Here is a 17,626-nt window from a genome sequence, read left to right as displayed (position 1 = left end):
CCGTCGGCGGGCGCGGGTCAGGCCTGGGGGCCGCCGAGGCAGAGTCGCAGGGCGAGGGCCCCGATCGCACCCAGCGACACGAGGATGACCGGCAGGCTGCCGGCCTGCAACCGGTCGCCCGGCCGGGCCGGTCGGGGCCGGGGTGCCACCGCCGCGACCAGCAGCCAGGGAAACACCGGCAGCCAGCTCCGTTCCGCCCCGCCCTCGGCGAGGCCCAGCGGCACCGCGAACAGCACGGTGGCCGTGGCGCCGACCAGGAACGGCCAGCCCGGCGTCAGGCGTAGCCGGCGCGCGGCGCGGACGGCGACGGGACCGGTGGCGAGAACCAGCACGGTCAGGTCCAGGAAGAGCCAGGCCAGCGCGGCTCCGGCCGACGGCCGCGGCGCGCTGGCCAGGGTCAGCCCGTCCGGCCAGGAGAAGCCCCAGGCGTAGAACAGCCACAGTGGCAGCAGCGCGCCGAGCCCGGTGATGACGTTGAGCAGCGGCCGGCGCCGAACGAAGTAGGCGGCTGCGACCGCGACCCCCAGCCACACCGGGGCGTAGCCGAACAGCGCCGCCAGACCCAGCAGCAGTCCGCTCGCCAGCGCCCACCAGACCGACCGGCGCGCCGGCTCGCAGCCGACCACGCCGACGGCGACTGCCAGCGCGGCGAGCGTGGCGGTGACGGCGTCCGGGGAGGCCGCCATCCATCCGCTCCACGGCGCCAGGACGAGGACGGGAACCAGGCGGCGGGCCGCGGTCTCGTGGCACAGCGAGCGCACGGCGACGCACACCACCGGGACGGTCAGCGCGCCGAGCGCGGTGAACAGCACGCCGATCGTCACGGCGCCGTGCAACCCCGCCCGGGTGAGCAGCCAGGTGGCGAGCACCGGCCCCGGCGGGTGCGCCGGCAGCACGGCGACCGCGCCGGCGGCCGCGTGTGGCGTCGTCGTCGTGTAGGCGGCGAGCAGGCCGCGCGGGTCGTCGCCGACCGCGCCGGCCGCCTCGAGCAGGTCCGCCGGTGCGCGCAGACCGGCGGCGAGATCCCCGGGGGCGACCAGGGCAAGCGCGAGGCTCCACGCCAACGAGCCCACATAGCCCAGCAGCAGCAGAGTGCTCCAGGGCAGTCGGAACGCCACCGACCGCGCGGCCGGGGCTGCGCGGGTGGTGACCGGTGGCGCGGCGGTCGGAGTGGTGTCGGTCGGGGTGGTGGCGGTTCCCATGACGGGGTCGGCGGGCTGGGTGCCGCCGGGCTGTGTGGTGCTGTCGGGCTGTGTGGTGCTGTCGGGCTGTGTGGCGCCGCCGGGCCGGATCGTCGACGCCCACCAGGCCGTGACCGCGATCATGACTGCGGCGACCGCGAGCGGGACGACGACGACGGGGTCCAGCCGCGGCTGCCAGCCGTCGTGCCACGGGGGGCTCGTCAGGCCGAGATCGACGTCGGTGCCTGCCAGCACGGCGGTGCCGGCGAGCCCGAACGCGACCAGGACCAGCCAGATCCCGGCCTCGGCGAGTTCCGCGCGCACCGCCGGCCCGAGCGCCGTGGTGCGCGCGCCGGCCCGCCGGTCCGCCGATCCGCGCGCGGCCGCCGGGACGCCCGTCCGCTCCGACGCACTGCCGGTGACGCTCACGGCCTCGCCTCACCGGTCGCCGCGTGCCGGGACGTACCCGGCGCCGAACCGGCGATCACCACTTCACGGGCCACCCCTGCACGGTAACGAGTCTCCCGCCGGCGGCGGTCCAGGGCCGATCGGCGCGCGGGTCCCGGGTGCGCGAACCCACACTCGGGCCGTCGTCGCGGGGCGGCGGGCACCGCGCGGCGGCGGTCTGGCGGCCGGCCTCGGCCGCGTACGGGCCGCCGCGGGGTGTGAGTAATCAGTCGGTTTGATCTGCGGCGTTCGCGGTCCGTCGACGCGCTAGGTACAGTGATCGACTGTTGGTTGTACCTGCGGTATTGCGTTGAGGGAAGATCGCCGATCATGCGGGTGACGATGTTCGTGGCGACGCGCCGTTGCCGTTGTTAGGCCGTGCGCAGGGGATTGGGGACACTGGTCACCGTGCATGGTCGGCCGTGGACACCCAGCGTGCCTGCGGGCGGGTGCGACCCGGGCTATGTCGGCGCTGGCGTCGGCGTGGAGATGGAAGCGCGAGGGCACGGTCACGCACCGGCGCGCCGCGTGTGATGGATCACATCTGCTTCGAGTGGCGCGTTCACTCGAGCTGAGTGAAGATCGGTTCGCAGATCATCGAACACGGAGGGGGCCACGTTGGCCGAGCTTAGGAAAGGAACCCGGATCACCGGCGCCGAGCGGGACAAGCTCGCTGCCGAACTTCGGAAGAAGTACGAAGGTGGGCAGAGCATCCGTCTGCTCGCCGAGTCCTCTGGCCGTTCGTACGGTTTCGTCCACCGGATCCTGTCGGAGTCCGGCACGACCCTGCGTGGCCGTGGCGGTGCGACCCGGGGCACCAAGAAGAAGAGCGCCTGATCATGGCGGTGCCGGCCGCCGCCGAATCGGCGGCGGCCGGACTGCGGGTGGAGGTCGTCGGACCGGTCGCGACCATCCGGCTGTCCGGACCCGGAGATCCCGGGTCCCTGGGGGGCCTCGGTTCCGCCCTTGACGACGCCCAGCGGCGCATGGGCGGCGACGTCCGGGTCGTCGTCCTGCGCGTGGGCGGTCAGGCCTCCTCGGGCGCCGGCACCCCGGTGCTTTCACCGGGCGCGGCCGGCTACGCACCGTTCTCATTGTCCTTTCCCTCGTCGCCCGCGCACGCGGATCCGGCCGCCCTGATCGAGGGGTACCGGGTCTGGCGGGCGGCGCTCGATCGGCTGACCATGCGCGCCGACCTCATCAGCATCGCCGCGGTCGCGGAGGTCACCGGGGACGTGGGCACCGCTCTCGCCGTCGCCTGCGACCTGCGGATCTTCGCCGCTGACGCGGGACTGCGCCCGGTCTGGGCGCACGGTGGCCTGCTGCCCGCGGCGGGTGCGCTGACCCGCCTGGCCGACATCGTGGGCTGGTCTCGTGCCCTCGACCTGTGCCTGACCGGCGGGCGCCCGCTTGGCGCGGCCGAGGCCGCCCGGCTCGGGCTGGCCCAGCGGCTGGTACCCGGCCCGCGTCTGGACGACGAGGTCGACACGGTGGTCGCGGGCCTGCTCGCCGCATCCCGTGCCGTCGCCGCCGAGGTCAAGGCGCTCCTGCGCGGCGCCCGCCCGGCCGGCCCGCCGGTGGTTTCGACGCGAGCGGCGGGCCCGACGCGGGCCGCGGCTTCGGCCGGTGCCGGTGCCGGTGCCGACCATCGCGATCTTCCTGACGCCGAGGGTGAGGCGTGGGCGCGCACGCTCGTCGACCTGCTGGACGCCTCGGGGGGCGTCGCGGCGGGCTGACAGGCCGTCGTCCCTCCGGCGGGAATGACTCCGACCCGCGCCTTGCTTACATGATTACAGTGCAAGCAACGGGGGTGGGAGGCGGAATGCGGCCGGGTTCGGACAGCGGGGCCTTCATGCGATCGGTCACCCGGGACCGATCGGCGGCGAGGACCTCGGTGCGGCCGGGGACGCTGCGTCGCATCGCGGCCTTCGCCCGGCCCTGGCGTGGCCAGCTTGGCTGGTTTCTTCTCCTCATCGCGGTCAGTGCCGCGCTCGGCGCGGTCGTCCCACTGATCCTCAAGGAGATCATCGACGGCGGGATCGAGCGTCACCGGGTGGGCTACGTCGAGGTGCTGGCGGCGATCGTCGCCGCCCTGGCCGTCCTCGACGCCGGCCTGTCCCTCGCCCAGCGCTGGTTCTCGGCCCGTATCGGCGAAGGCCTGATCTACGAGATGCGCAGCCAGATCTTCCGGCACGTGCAACGCCAACCGCTGGCGTTCTTCACCCGTACCCAGACCGGGGCGCTCACCAGCCGGTTGAACAACGACGTGCTCGGCGCGCAGTCGGCGTTCACCAACACGCTGTCCGCAGTGCTGTCGAATGTGCTCTCGGTCGGGTTCGTGCTCGCCGCGATGCTCGTACTGTCATGGCAGATCACTGTTGTGTCACTGGTGTTACTACCGGTTTTCATTTTTCCCGCTCGTGCGTTCGCGCCGCGGCTCGCCCGGCTGACCCGGGAACGGTACGGGCTGAACGCGGACATGCACAACACCATGACCGAACGATTCAACGTTTCGGGCGCGATGCTGGCCCAGCTCTACGGGTCCCCGGAACGCGAGGAGGTCAACTTCCGCGGCCGGGCCCGGCAGGTACGCGACATCGGGGTCACCCAGGCCATGTACGGCCGAATATTCTTCGTCTCGCTCAGCCTCGTCGCCTCGCTGGCGACCGCGATCGTCTACGGCTTCGGCGGTCGGCTCGCGGCCCGGGGAGATCTCGAGGTCGGCACCCTGGTCGCGCTCACCGCGTATCTCGGCCGGCTCTACGGGCCGCTCACCCAGTTGTCGAACGTGCACGTCGACGTCATGACCGCACTCGTGTCGTTCGAGCGGGTCTTCGAGGTTCTCGACCTCGAACCGGCGATCGTCGACCGGCCCGATGCCGTCGAGCTGCCGGCGGAGGCGGCGGCCGTGGAGTTCGACCACGTCGGATTCCGGTACCCCGCCGCGGACGAGGTTTCCCTGGCCTCCCTGGAATCCGTCGCGGTTCTCGACACCAGGATCCCCGCGCCGGTGCTGCACGACATCACCTTCCGGGCGGATCCCGGCCAGATGATCGCGCTGGTCGGACCGTCCGGTGCCGGCAAGACGACGATCAGTCAGCTGATCCCGCGGATGTACGACGTCCGGTCCGGCGCGGTCCGGGTCGGCGGGCACGACGTGCGAGACCTGAGCCTGCAGTCACTGCGCGCCGCGGTCGGCGTGGTCACCCAGGACTCCCACCTGTTCCACGACACGGTGCGGGCCAACCTGGCCTTCGCCCGGCCGGACGCCACCGACGAGCAGATGTGGTCCGCGCTGGACGCCGCCCGGATCGGGGAACTGGTGCGCGCGCTGCCGGACGGGCTGGAGACCGTCGTCGGCGACCGCGGGCACCGGCTGTCCGGCGGGGAGAAGCAGCGGCTCGCGATCGCCCGGCTGCTGCTGCGCGCGCCGGGCATCGTCGTGCTGGACGAGGCGACCGCGCATCTCGACAGCGAGTCCGAGGCCGCGGTGCAACAGGCGCTGGGCGCAGCGTTGGCCGGGCGGACCTCGCTGGTGATCGCGCACCGACTGTCCACGGTGCGGGAGGCCGACCGCATCCTCGTCGTCGACGGCGGTCGCATCGTGCAGAGCGGCACCCACGACGAGTTGCTGGCGCGCGGCGGCCTGTACGCCGAGCTGTACCGGACCCAGTTCCGCCCCGCCGCGGAGCCGGCACAGTCCGCCGACTCCGCCGACTCCGCCGACTCCGCGGCCGCGGTCCCGGCCTGAGCCGGACCGGGGCCGGGCCGCGCCGCGGACCCGGGCGCCCTCGGCCGGGGGAGGCGGCGGGGTAACCCGTTCGGTCAGGTACCGGGTTCCACCGAACGTGGCGGTGCCGGGGCGAGCGCGGTGGACTGCGCGGGTGCGGACCCGGGACGCGGAGCCGCGGCGGCGGGACCGGGGTCGGGTGCGGTGGTGACGTCGACCACGGCGATGTCGATGTCGCCGGACGGCTGACGGTGAATAGCGGGATTTCGATTCATGCCCGACTCCGGGGGTGCTCGACCGTGTCATACCGACTTCCGCGTCCGGGTGGAGCGGCTCCCAGGAACGTCGGCACCCTTGCCGTCTTTCCCGTATCACGCGCGCCGACGGACGGGGGTGGCGCGGGGGACGAGTCGGACGGTACGCCGCCGAGCGACCACGCGCAGCATGTACCTGATCGACCTGATCTGACTACTGCCGGGTGCGCGACGCGCGTCTCTCGGCGGCCCCCGTGTGCAATGACCGACGATCAGTACTTAGGCTTTGTCTGTGCCACGTAGAGCCAAGATTGTTTGTACCCTCGGCCCGGCCACCAGCTCGCCAGAGAAGGTCCGGGCCCTCGTCGACGCCGGAATGGACATTGCCCGCCTAAACTTCTCCCACGGAACACACGAACAGCACGCCGTCACCTACGCCCGGGTGCGGGAGGCGGCCGAGGCCGCCGAGCGCAGCGTCGGCATCCTCGCCGACCTGCAGGGCCCGAAGATCCGCCTCGGCACCTTCGCCGACGGTGGCGTCACCCTGCTGCCGGGCCAGCGGTTCACCGTCACCATCCGGGACGTGCCCGGCGACCAGCACCAGGTCGGCACCACGTACTCGGGCCTGCCCGCCGACGTCTCCGCCGGAGACCGCATCCTCGTGGACGACGGCCGCCTCGTCCTGCAGATCGACGGCGTCACCGACACCGACGTCCACACCACCGTCGTCATCGGCGGCCCGGTCAGCGACCACAAGGGGATGAACATCCCCGGGGCTGCGCTCACCGTGCCGGCGCTGAGCGAGAAGGATGCCGACGACCTGCGCTACGCCCTCGAACTCGGTGTCGACATGATCGCGCTGTCCTTCGTGCGCAGCGCTGCCGACGTCAAGTCGGTGCACGCGATCATGGATGAGGTCGGCACCCGCGTCCCGGTCCATGCCAAGATCGAGAAGCCGCAGGCGGTCGCCGCCCTCGACGGCATCATCGAGGCCTTCGACGGGCTGATGATCGCCCGCGGCGACCTCGGCGTCGAGCTGCCCCTCGAGGACGTGCCGCTGGTGCAGAAGCGGGCCGTCGGCCAGGCCCGGGAGCGGGCGAAGCCCGTGATCGTCGCCACTCAGGTGCTCGAGTCCATGGTCAGCGCGCCGAGGCCGACCCGCGCCGAGGCCAGTGACTGCGCGAACGCGGTCCTCGACGGTGCCGACGCGATCATGCTCTCGGCCGAGACGAGCGTCGGGGCCTATCCGATCGAGTCGGTGTCCACCATGGCGCGGATCATCGAGACGGCCGAGGCCGACCTCGGGCGGATCCCGCCACTGCGCACCGAGCCGAGGACCCTCGGCGGGGCGATCGCCCAGGCGGCCGCCTCCGTCGGACACGCCGTCGGCGCCCGCTACCTCGTCGCCCACACCCTCAGCGGTGACACGGCCCGGCGGCTGGCCCGGTACCGCAGCGAGGTCCCGGTGCTGGCCTTCACGCCCATCCCCGCCGTGCGCAACCAGATGGCGCTGTTCTGGGGCGTGGAGACCTTCCTCGTGCCGTTCGCGGAGAGCACCGACGAGATGGTCCGCCAGGTCGACTCCGCCCTACTCCAGATCGGCCGCTGCCGGCCCGGTGAGCTCGTCGTCGTCGTCGCCGGCACCCCGCCCGGCGTCGCCGGAATGACCAACACGATGCGGGTCCACCGCATCGGCGAGGCGGTCTGACGGCCGCACACGTGCAGTCGTGAGGACGCGACGTCGTGTCGTGTCGTTCTTCACCCGGCTCCACCTGACCTGACCTCGACCTGACGTGACCCGACGCCTGACCGGCGGGCGGTTGCCGCGGGGCCCCACCCGCGCCGACCGACGGTCGGGCGCCCCGCCACCTCGAGCGGACGCCGCCCCCGGACCACCGCACACCCCTCGCCTGGGTGCGGTGGCGGGCCCGGCGTCCGCGCCCGCGCCCGCGCCGACCCACGGCGCCGGAGTCGGGGATTCCCGGACCTCCCACGCGTATCCGGATCGAGTTCCGCGCAGGCACCGGTCGCCTCGGCCGCGGGCGCCGACCTCGCTGCTCAGCGATCGGCCGTGCCCGTCCGACAGGCGCCTGGCGGCTGTCATGATGATGCCGGCCGCGTCCCAACCCGCCGACCGGGACCGCGGGGGATCCGTCGACGCGGGTCCGGATCGGATCGGGCGGCAGCCAGTCGGACAAGGGCGCATGGTCAGGGAGTGGTTGCATGGTCGAGCAGGGGAGCGGGCCGGACGATCAGGCACCCGCGGGCACGCCGGCGGCCGACCCGAGCCCGCCCGGCCGCGGGTCGCAGTCCCGGCCCGCCGACCAGTCCCGGCCCGCCGACCAGTCCCGGCCCGCAGAGCAGTCCCGGCCCGCAGAGCAGTCTCCGTCCGCCGAGCAGTCCCGGCAGTCCCGGTCCACCGGGCGGTCGCCGTCCACCGAGCAGCCCCGGTCTGCTGGGCAGCCCCGACCCTCCGGGCAGCCCCGGCCCTCCGGGGGGCAGCCCCGGCCCTCCGGGCAACCTGGGTCGGCTGATCTGTCGCAGTCCGCTGGGCAGGCCCGGTCCGCGGGCCAGTCTCGGTCCGCTGGACAGCCCCAGGCAGACGGCCGGTCCCGATCCGTCGCGGCCGACGACCACTCGGGTGCCGGCACCTCGGCGTCCCCGGATTCGCGTACTCCGCCTCGTGCCGCACCCGCGGGCCGCGTCGCCTCCGAACCGCCCGCCCGGCCCGCCTCCGCCTCGTCCGCCGGCGCCCGCCCCGCCGCCGGCCTGCCCGCTCCGCCCCAGAGCGCGCGCGCGGCCGGTGCCTCCTCGACCGCTGCTCCGCCCGGACGGTCTGGTTCGGGCGCCTCGTCTGGTTCGGTGGGGACGCCAGGTTCAGCAGGGTCAGGTTCGGCGGGTTCGGCCGGTTCGGCCGGTTCGGCGGGCAGCGGGTCCGGCGCCGGTGACCGGCCCGGTGCGTCCCGTCCTCCGGAAGGGGGCACGCGAACCGCCGACGGCGCCCGTGGCCCGATCCGCCCGCCGCTCGCGCCGAACCGGTCCCAGCCCACCGGCGCCCCGCCGGCGCGACAGAATCCGTCTCCCCTTCGTGACAACCGCGGACCGGGTGGCGCCGGCCCCGTCCGCATGACACCCGATTCGGTCGCGCGTGGCCGGCAGTCGGCGGCCGGTGCGCCCGCTGGCCCCCCCGGCCAGGACCGGGCCGGCCTCCCGCCGAACGCTGCGGGGCCGTCGGCGGGAAACGCCGGCGCACGTCCGAGCGCCGCCGGGACGCCGCCGGGCGGATCTGCCGGCGAGCGGCCGACCGCCCGGCCCGGCGCCGGTGCGCCCCGTCCGCCCTCCGGGCAGCCCACCGCCCGGGTAGCGCCTGCGGCGGGGCAGTGGCCCGGGCGGTCACCGGCCCGGTCGGGTGCGTCCGGCGTCTCGGGCGTCTCGAGCGGGCTGGCCGGTGCGCCGGTGTCGTCCGGGGATCCCGGCAGAGCATCGCCGGGGGCGGCGACCCGTACTGGGCGGGCCGATGCAGGCGGCGCGGCCGGATCAGCAGGAGGTGGCGCGGCCGAACCGGCGGGGAGCGCGGGCGACGGATCTCGAGCGCGATCGGCGATCACGGGTCAGGCTGGCTCGGCCGACAACCGTGCACCGGACGGGTCGACCTCCGCGGCCGGTGCTGCTCCGCGGCCACAGGGCAAGGACGGTGGGGCCCCGAAGCCGTCGCGCGTCGACCGGGACGTGGACCGCGACCTCTCTGTGCCACCCCCCGGGGCGAGCCGGTCCGCTCCCGGCGCGTCGCCGGGATCCGCCGCGGGGACGCGGGCACCAGTCCCGCCGGCCCCCCCGCCCGGCTCGCGGGCTGGCGGGCCGGGCTCCAGCCCGGCACCCGGGTCGGGCCAGAACCAGGCGTCGCGCCCCGTCGATCAGCAGCCGTGGACGCCGCAGGCCCGACCGGCCGTCAGCCAGCAGGCTGACCCGCTGCGAACCGCTACACCGCCGCGAACCGCTACACCGCCGCGAACCGCTACGCCGCCGCGCGTCGCCCCGCCGCCGCGACCCGCCGCCGACGTGGCGGCAGACGCGGGGCATCCGAACGTCGTCGCGCCCGCGCCGCCCACGCCGCTACCGTCGCCTGTATCGCCGACGAGGACCGATGTCGCTCCGCCCGCCGCAGCTCCGTCCTCGCCGCCTCAGGCCGCCTCCGCGCCGGCAGACGCCGCACCTCGGCCCACGTGGTTCGAGCGCGAGGCGCCACGATCGTCCGTCCGGCCCGTCGACGCCGGAGTGGGCTGGCCGTCCGGGGAACGCGACGCCGCGGATCGCCCGCCGGCCGGCCGGCCGGCCGGGCCTCCCCGCGGCCGCGGGCCCGATCAGAACCCGGCCGCCTCCCGGGGTTCCGAGCCGCTACCGAGACGCACAGAACGCGGCGGGGAGCTGCCCGTGGCGTTGCCGCCCGCCCGAGACGCCTCGGCCCGCGCCGGGGGCGCGGACGTCGCCAGGCCAGGCCGCCAGAGTACACCGGAACCGCACCGCGCACCGGCCCGCGGCACCGGCGACAGGACCGAGCCGGCAGCTGGAAGCGCCCCCGGGAGCCATGCCGGCGCCGGCACGGCCCAGCTGTCGACCGCACAATCGGCGCTCGATCCGCCGACCATGCGCGTCGGGTTGCGTCGCGATCGCGGGAGTGACGGCCACGGCGAGGCTGCGAAGCGGTTCGCGGCGACCGACGACGGCTGGCGTCTCGCGGATCCGGGACAGCACCCGGCCCCGGACGTCTCCGAGGCGACTGGCGTGTACGAGGCGACTGGCGTGTACGAGAGGTCTGACGCGTCAAAGACGTTGGACGTGTCGCCGGACTTTGAAGGCGGCCGCGCCGGCTCCGTCGCTTCGCCCCGCCTGCACGGTCACGATGCCGTGGCTGGGCCGGGCGTGGCGCCGGAACATGAGGTGCCCCGGCCCGGCGAGCCCGCCGACCCGAACCGGCCGTCCCTGGGTCCCGGCCACCGCACGGTACGGGAACGGGGGCAGCGGCCCGGCCGGCCGGGCGCCGGTGAGCCGCCGCACCAGCTCGAGGCGGCCGGCCAGACCGTGACCGGGCCCGCGACGGCGCCGGACCGCACACGACCGGCGGCCGCGCTGGCCATGATCGTCGGTGCGGTGGGTAGCGTCATCGGCAGCGTCCTGCCCTGGAGCGAGATGTCCAGCGCGGACGAGACTCGGACCTTCAACGGCATCGTCGTCGGGGACGGCCGAGTGGTCCTCGTCCTGGCCGTACTCCTGGGGATCGTGGGTGCGGCGCGGCTCGTGCGCCGGCCGATCGGCGGTAGTGCTGCAGATGTCCTGGTCGCCCGCGTGGTCGCGATCCTGATCGTGGTGATTGCCGGGCTCGATCGGGCCTACGGACCGCCGACGCTCGCGTCCTTTCGGGCCATCTCGGCGGACGTGATCTCCATCCATCCGCAGAACGGGGTCATGGTCACGCTTTTGTCCGGCATCCTCGCCCTGATCGGCGCCGTCCTGCTGGAGCGGCGCACGGTGGCGGCGGGAGGAGGTGGCCGGTGATGACCCGCCCGGTTTGGGTGGTTCTGTCTCGCGACCATGCGGGCGGCTCCCACGCGTGATACGACCGTGCGGGGCGGTCGTCAGACCCCTCCCGTGGTGTCGGACGGTGGTGGCGTGGGTGACCGGTCAACAGCAGAGTCCGTGGGCCCGCCCGGGGGGTGGTGGTTCATCCGTCGCCGCCGGGGGTGCGGGGGGCGACGCCCGGGACGGTGGGACGGCACTACCCGCGGCCGGCCCACGCCCGCCGGAGGTACCGGAAGGACCAGAGGAAGACGGCCGTAGAGCCGCGGTCGCCGCCGAGCTGCGAGCGTGGCGGGCGCGGGCTGCGGCGACGGCGGACCCCGCCTGGTCACGAGCGGGATCCGGCACGGTCTCCCTGGTGACGCCCCAGGTCGGCGTGGCAGTTGGCGGCGCCGCGCCGGAGGTGCGGTCATCGCCCACAGCGTCTCGGGCACATCCGTGGGACGTGCCCTCGGTGGTCGCGGCGTCGGCGTCGGCGTCATCGCGGACGGCCGGACCAGCCGAGCACTCGTGGTCGCATCGGCTCGCGTCCCGCTGCGCCTGGCTACCCGGTCCGCTGGCCGTCTGCGCCGGCGTCGCTGTGATCATTGCGTCAGGGATGCGGTGGGCGACGGTGCGAGCCTACGGGTTCGTGGAGTTCACCGTGCGGGGAACCGATCCCGACCAGCATGGGAGATTGACGGTGCTACTCGGCATCCTCGCCGTGGTCGCGGGCCTTCTCCTCGCCGCCGGACGCAGGGAGTGGGGGCGCATGCTCGCCACCATGACGGGCCTCATGGTCCTGCTGACCGCCGCGGTCGACCTCGTGCAGCTTTACCGGGGAGGTCCGTTCGTCAACAGCGGGCTGCGGACGGCAACCACGGTCGGCCCCGGATTGTGGGTGATCGCTTGCTGTGGGTTCGTTGTTCTGGTGGCTGGAGTGGTTGCGCGGTTCACGCGTCGGCCCGTGGCCGGCGGCGGCGAGCCCCGGCGTTGATCGGCGGCCGGGTGTCTCGTCCTGGTCCCGGGGATGGCGGTGCCCGATCGAGGGGGGTGTGACCCCCAATGGGGGGACGTCCGGTTCGGTGGATTTGGGGTCATGACGGCAACCGCGACATCGGGCACGATGAACGAGGTCAAGGGCATACGGGGGGAGCAGCGAGGCTCGGTCGGGGGACGTGCCGGAGATGTTCCGCACTTGACCGGATCGCGCGCCCTCACGCCACGCGGGGGGTGGCGCGAGGGCGCGCATCGGATACGGGGATTCGGTGTGTGCCGGGGTGGTGGGCGCTGACATGGGGGTGTCGGCGCCCACTGCGCTTTCTCGAGCCGGTCGGAATCTGGTCGCCTCGGTCGTGGCGGGCGAAACGCCGACCTGCAGGTCGCTGGTTTCAGCGGTCTGACGCCTCGGTCAGGCCATCCCCTCTGCCCGGCGATCGAGATGACCATCCTCGATCGCCCGCTTGAACAGGTCGACCTTCGTCGCCGCGTCTCGGCCGACCCGGCGGTACTTCTGGCGGACCCGGTCGATGTACTGCTTGGCCGTCTCCGGGGAGACGTTCATCTTCCGTGCCACGGTCTTCAACGGCATCCCTGTCGCGTACAGGCGCAGCGCCTCGATCTCCTTCGGCGACAGGTCCGGCTTGTCGGGAGAGTCGTCGGTGAGGAGGAGGAAGGCAAGCTGTGGAGAGATCCATCCGGTGCCGGCGGCGGCCGCCCGGATCGCGGTTGCCAGATCCTCGACGTCGTCGGTCTTCGGAACGAAGCCTGAGGCACCGGCGCGCATCGCGTCCCGGACAGTGGCCGGTGACGCCGCGGCGCTGAACACCACCACGGCCCGTTCGTCGGACAGCAGCCGCCGGAGGTTGTCCGGAGGCTCGGTGCCGTCACCGAGGTCCAGATCCAGCAGGACCACCTGTGCGTGTCGCCCGGGCCCAGCGAGCAGCGCGTCGAGGGAACAGGCCGTGTCGATCAGGTCGAAGTCCTTCACGTCGTGCAGCAGGTCAGCGAGACCGCGCAGCACGATCGGGTGATCGTCGACCGCCGCAACCGTGATGATGTCGGAAACCGTCGTGTCGTCCTCTGCGTTCATGGTGGTCCAGTCGTTCTCCCGGACTTGCGAGCCATGACAGACCTCGACACGGCCGTACGGGCGTCGGTGCCCGCCAGTGGGGACGTGGGGGCGTCCCCGGCCGCGAGGAGCGTCGGGGACTCCGCTCGCGCGACGTTCACCATTTCAGCAGATCCCTACCGGACGTCACGACCAGGTTCCGTCATGCGCAACGAGGTCGAAACATCGGGCACTCTCAGCAGTTACAGTCGCATCCGCAACAGTCGCACTCCGCGCACTCGCCGCAGGACTCGCAGCAGTCGCAGCAGTCGCAGGCACCGTCGAGGTCGCAGCCACGGCTGCACAGACCCTCCTTTCGCTGCCCGTCCAGCGGCGACGTGTATTCGCCGCACATCCGGCAGGTCAGGAACATCCCGGCGGCGACCAGGCAGGCCGAGCCCGTCCGTCGGCGCTGTGGCGACCGGCGGTCGGGGCGATCATCCGGCGGCTGGCCGGGCCGCCCGGGCCCCGGCGACTGTGCGGTGGACGCGAAGGTCCGGTCGACGGCATGGTCGAGCCCGTCGCCGAAGAGGAGACGGGCGAGTCGGGCATCGACCGAGTCGGTGAACCGCACTTCGGCCAACGCGTGCCGCAGGTCCCGCCGGCCGTCCTCGCACAGGAGGCGGGCCTCGGCCGGGCTGGTTCCCGTCGCTGTCAGCGGGTTCCACGATCCCGTCCGGGCGTCGTCGAGCTGATCGGTGACGGCGTCGAGCAGATGGACGACGCGGCCGAAGTATCGTCCCACCGCCGCGAGCGGCGCGCGGTTGTCGTCGCACCCGGCCACGACGGCGGTGTGCGCGAGAACTGCGGAAACCGCGGTCTCGGTGGGGGCCAGCGCGTCCAACAGCGCCGCCCCGCCCCGGGCGCTGGCGCCCTCCCGGGCGCGTTGCTCCGCCGCCGCACGTTCCAGCAGGGCGACACCGAGCCCGACCCCGGAGCCGGTGCGCTCGGCGGCTGCCGCGGCCCGGTCGGCCACCCGCTGCGCGATCGCGGCCGCGGGGCGGCGGCGCAGAAGACCGTCGCCGTCCGCGATGTGGTCACCCACGGCGATCGCGCCGGCGGCCAGGGACACTGCGGCCGCCAGCCGCGGGCCCGCCTCGGCGGATGCCGCCACCTCGATCCGGCGCATCCCGCGAAGCGGACACGGCCCTGCCCGGCGGCGTTCTGTCGGCCTGCCGGGCTGCGCGGCGACCAGCACCGACACGAGAACCGCGTCCACGTTCGTGGTGACGCGGGCCCACTGACCGTGATGGTCGCGCAGGGCCAGGCACAACCCGCAGAGATGCGACATCCACGCCGCGTGCAGGTCGTCGGACAGCTGGTGCCGGCAGGGGCGAACCACTCCGAACATGGACGCACCCTCTCAGAAGAGCAGGTGGCGACAGGTGCGCGCGGCTCGAGTCGCCCTGTCTGGCTTGCGACAGTGGGCCCGCAGGGGCGGGACTGCCGAGCGAGGCGGGTCGTCGGCGCGGAGGCCGGCCGGACGCCGGAAGGATCGTTCTCATGCGGACGACGATAGCGTACGATCGAACACGAGTTCGAAACGGGATCGAGCTCCCTCGCCCGGCCGGAAGCCTGACGGGGTGGTGTCATACGTCGTCGAGGAAGCGATGGTGCGACGATGCCAGCAGACCTGCCAGGCGAGCGCGACGTGAGTCGGCCGGCCGCCAGCCAGGGGGAGGCCGAGGCGCGGACCCCGCCCGGCCACAGCGCGATGCGCGTGTTCGACCGGGTCGTCGACGAGCTGAGCGCGGACGAATGCCTGCGGTTCGATGTCCGACTCGAACGGCAGATCGCGCGACTGCAGGCACAGCAACTCGCGGTGCGAGCTCGGTTCGTCGAGCACCGTCCGCGGCTGGAGGGCGAGTCGGAAGACCGACCTTTCAGTGAGTTCGCGGGCGAGGAGCTGGCCGCCGAGCTGGGAGTCGCGCCGGCTCTCGGCACCCGTAGGCTGACGCTGGCGGTCGAGGTGTGCACCCGGCTGCCGGCGAGTCTGCGTGCCCTACACGAAGGCGAGATCGACCTGCTGCGGGTGGAGAGCCTCGCCCGCCAGACCGCGGCGCTGAACGCTGTGCAGGCCGGCGCCGTCGAGCGGGCAGCCCTCGAGCAGGGAGGCCGGGCCAGCCATGCGACTTTCCGCGCCGCGGTACGGCGCCGGGTGTTGAAGGTCGATCCGCAGGGGGCGAACCGCCGGCATCGTCATGCGGTGCGGGGACGCTGCGTGCGGATCACCGACGGCGAGGACGGCATGGGCACGTTGCGGGCGCTGCTCTCCGCCGAGCGGATGGTGGCGGTGTACCACCGCGTCGATGTGTTCGCCCGTCTCTCGGGCACCGATCCGGAAGACAAGCGCACGCTCGATGAGCGCCGGGCTGACGTCCTCTACGAGCTGTTGATGGGACAGGACCGCCACAGCATCCGCCCCGAGGTGCAGGTCGTGGTGCCGATCTCGACCCTGATGGGGCTCTCGGACGAGCCGGGCGAGCTTGCCGGATACGGCCCGATCCCGGCGGATCTCGCCCGCGAGCTCGCCGCCGACTCGCAGTCGACCTGGCGGCGGATGCTCACCGATCCGCGGAACGGCCAGGTCGTCGAGGTCGGGGATCGGCGCTTCCCCTCACCCGGCCTGGCGCGGGCCGTGCGTGCGAGAAACCGCCAGTGCATCTTTCCGGGCTGCGGAAAGCCCGCGATCAACTGCGAGATCGACCACACGAAACCACACGGCGAAGGCGGCCGCACGGAGGAGGAAAATCTCGGCCCAGCCTGCGCCCGGCACCATCACCTGAAGCACGCGGAGAGCCGCCGTCGGCGTCGGACCCGGCGCAGGCACGCTGGCGGTGCCGGCCCGGGCCGCCCGCCGGCGGAGCCTACCGTCCGCGGCCGCACGCAGCCTCCCGCCGCCGACTGGAAGTGCGAGCAGCCGACGCCCGGCGTCTTCCTCTGGACCAGCCCGGAGGGACGAACCTACCGAGTACTGCCAGAGCCCTATCTGGATGTCCCGCCCCCCGCGGGGCCGGCCACGCCGGGTGCCGCCTGAAGCGTGCATGTCCGTTTCAGGCGCGCGACGGGGAGTTGCCGTCCTCGCGGCTCAGCGCTGCGGCGAGCCGCTCGAACTCGCCCGGATCGTTGTACACGTGGGCGCTCACCCGCAGGACCGGCCCCGCGAGATCACGGCTCCGCTGGACCGGGATGGCGCTGGTGAGGATCGCATCCTGCCGGTAGAGACGATCATGGACTGCCACGAGGTCCACGCCGGGTGGTGGTTCCAGCGTGACGATGCCGGTCGGCGAGTCCGGCCGCTCGCGCACCCGCCATCCGCCGGCACCGTCCAGGACGCGGCGCCCACAGGAGGCGAGGTACACGATCCGGGCGAACACGAGCGGGGGATCGCTGACGAGCAGCTCGGAAAGCGCCTGCGCGAGACCGACCCGGGAGGCTATCGAGGCTTCACCGATGCCGAGCCGAGCCAGGCCGGGTAGGGGAACCGGCCGCCCGTCCCTGCCCCGACCCATGCTGTAGAGACTCGGAACCGCGACGTTGATGCGCTCGGCCAGGTCCCCCCGCACAGCGAGGAAGCCGGTGCCCCGCGGGCCGCACAGCCACTTGCGCGATGTCCCCACGTAGGCGCTGGCTTGGATGTCGGAGACACCGATCTGGCCGAGGGACTGGGCGACGTCGAGGATGAGCGGTACCCCGGCGGCGGCACAGCGGCTACCGATCTCGGCAGCCGGCTGCACGATGCCGCTTTGGCTGGGGACATGGGGAAAGACGACGAGATCCAGCTCGGTGAGCGCGAGCGGACGGGCAGCCCCGGGGCTGGTGATCCCCATTCTGTCGAGGACGTCGAGGTCGATGACACCCTGCGGGTCGACGGGCAGATCGATCAACTCGAGTGGGGCCTGCCGCGCCCGGGCCTCGAGCACGAACATGTTGGAGCCGTACTCGCTCGGGAGAACTCCGATTCTGGCGCCCGGAGGCAGAGGCCAGGCGGCGAGCAGCGCGGCGAAGGCGGTGCTCGCCGAATGGTGAAAGGTGACATCGTCAGGGCTGAGGCCGGGTCCGAGGAGATCGGCGAGTGCCGCCCGCGCGGAGTGCAGCGCCTCGCCCGCTTCCATCTCGGCGACGTACGCACCATGCTCGCCTTCGCGCTGCAGGTGGGCGATCTGAACGTCGAGGGTCGCCTGGCTGGGCCTGGCGGCGGCGGCCGCGTCCAGGTGGGTCACGGCCGAGGCCGACCGTGCGGCGCGCCAACGTCGGGCCAGCTCGAGACCCGCACCGTGGTCCTTTTCGGCGTCGGCGAGAACATCACGACCCTGGCGGTCCGGCGTCACACTCACCGGACCAGGATCGC

At 73.5% G+C, this 17,626-nt stretch carries 12 protein-coding genes; 7 read left to right on the top strand and 5 right to left on the bottom strand.

The genetic code is table 11. From position 1 onward, the window contains the following. Positions 1-17: 17 nt before the first annotated feature. Entirely contained in the window at positions 18-1,610 is a 1,593-nt protein-coding gene (locus FRAAL_RS19865) for a hypothetical protein (protein ID WP_011605660.1), read from the bottom strand. A 636-nt stretch (positions 1,611-2,246) separates the two neighbouring features. Between FRAAL_RS19865 and FRAAL_RS19860 the strand changes: the two genes are divergently transcribed. The 3 genes from FRAAL_RS19860 (at position 2,247) to FRAAL_RS19850 (ending at position 5,379) form a co-directional block, all read left to right on the top strand. Continuing rightward, positions 2,247-2,465 (top strand): helix-turn-helix domain-containing protein, encoded by a 219-nt coding sequence (locus FRAAL_RS19860; RefSeq protein ID WP_009399485.1) that lies wholly within the window; start codon positions 2,247-2,249, stop codon positions 2,463-2,465. A gap of 2 nt (positions 2,466-2,467) precedes the next feature. Continuing rightward, entirely contained in the window at positions 2,468-3,364 is an 897-nt protein-coding gene (locus FRAAL_RS19855; protein WP_011605659.1) for an enoyl-CoA hydratase/isomerase family protein, read from the top strand. A 116-nt stretch (positions 3,365-3,480) separates the two neighbouring features. Then, positions 3,481-5,379, top strand: coding sequence for an ABC transporter ATP-binding protein (locus FRAAL_RS19850; protein ID WP_505474298.1), 1,899 nt, complete (start codon positions 3,481-3,483; stop codon positions 5,377-5,379). 74 nt (positions 5,380-5,453) lie between these two features. On the opposite strand, the gene FRAAL_RS31940 is transcribed toward FRAAL_RS19850, so the two are convergent. After that, positions 5,454-5,633 carry a hypothetical protein gene (locus FRAAL_RS31940; protein ID WP_011605657.1) on the bottom strand — a complete coding sequence of 60 codons (180 nt, stop codon included), beginning with the start codon at positions 5,631-5,633 and terminating at the stop codon, positions 5,454-5,456. A 271-nt stretch (positions 5,634-5,904) separates the two neighbouring features. Between FRAAL_RS31940 and pyk the strand changes: the two genes are divergently transcribed. The 3 genes from pyk to FRAAL_RS35120 all read left to right on the top strand — a co-directional run bounded on the left by pyk (position 5,905) and on the right by FRAAL_RS35120 (position 12,162). Beyond that, positions 5,905-7,320: a pyruvate kinase gene (pyk, locus tag FRAAL_RS19845; RefSeq protein ID WP_041939531.1), complete on the top strand. Its 1,416-nt coding sequence runs from the start codon at positions 5,905-5,907 to the stop codon at positions 7,318-7,320. 3,197 nt (positions 7,321-10,517) lie between these two features. After that, positions 10,518-11,165: a hypothetical protein gene (locus FRAAL_RS19830; protein WP_193790316.1), complete on the top strand. Its 648-nt coding sequence runs from the start codon at positions 10,518-10,520 to the stop codon at positions 11,163-11,165. Between the two features lie 652 nt (positions 11,166-11,817). Then, positions 11,818-12,162 (top strand): hypothetical protein, encoded by a 345-nt coding sequence (locus FRAAL_RS35120; RefSeq protein ID WP_231861120.1) that lies wholly within the window; start codon positions 11,818-11,820, stop codon positions 12,160-12,162. A 414-nt stretch (positions 12,163-12,576) separates the two neighbouring features. Here FRAAL_RS35120 and FRAAL_RS19820 read toward each other — a convergent pair whose 3' ends face one another. Then, positions 12,577-13,257 (bottom strand): response regulator, encoded by a 681-nt coding sequence (locus FRAAL_RS19820; RefSeq protein ID WP_011605651.1) that lies wholly within the window; start codon positions 13,255-13,257, stop codon positions 12,577-12,579. Positions 13,258-13,471: 214 nt separating this feature from the next. Then, complete coding sequence (locus tag FRAAL_RS19815; RefSeq protein ID WP_011605650.1) at positions 13,472-14,626, bottom strand: DUF5685 family protein; 1,155 nt, start codon at positions 14,624-14,626, stop codon at positions 13,472-13,474. A gap of 270 nt (positions 14,627-14,896) precedes the next feature. Here FRAAL_RS19815 and FRAAL_RS19810 point away from each other — a divergent pair, with 270 nt between their 5' ends. Next, positions 14,897-16,312 carry an HNH endonuclease signature motif containing protein gene (locus FRAAL_RS19810; protein WP_011605649.1) on the top strand — a complete coding sequence of 472 codons (1,416 nt, stop codon included), beginning with the start codon at positions 14,897-14,899 and terminating at the stop codon, positions 16,310-16,312. 16 nt (positions 16,313-16,328) lie between these two features. On the opposite strand, the gene FRAAL_RS19805 is transcribed toward FRAAL_RS19810, so the two are convergent. Further along, positions 16,329-17,612, bottom strand: a complete 1,284-nt coding sequence (locus FRAAL_RS19805; RefSeq protein ID WP_231861119.1) for an aminotransferase class V-fold PLP-dependent enzyme — start codon at positions 17,610-17,612, stop codon at positions 16,329-16,331. Between the last annotated feature and the right edge of the window lie 14 nt (positions 17,613-17,626).

This window comes from Frankia alni ACN14a (assembly GCF_000058485.1).
Taxonomy (GTDB): Bacteria; Actinomycetota; Actinomycetes; order Frankiales; family Frankiaceae; genus Frankia; species Frankia alni.
Note: the sequence above shows the minus strand (reverse complement) of the source record. Positions and strands in the feature narration are given on the sequence as shown.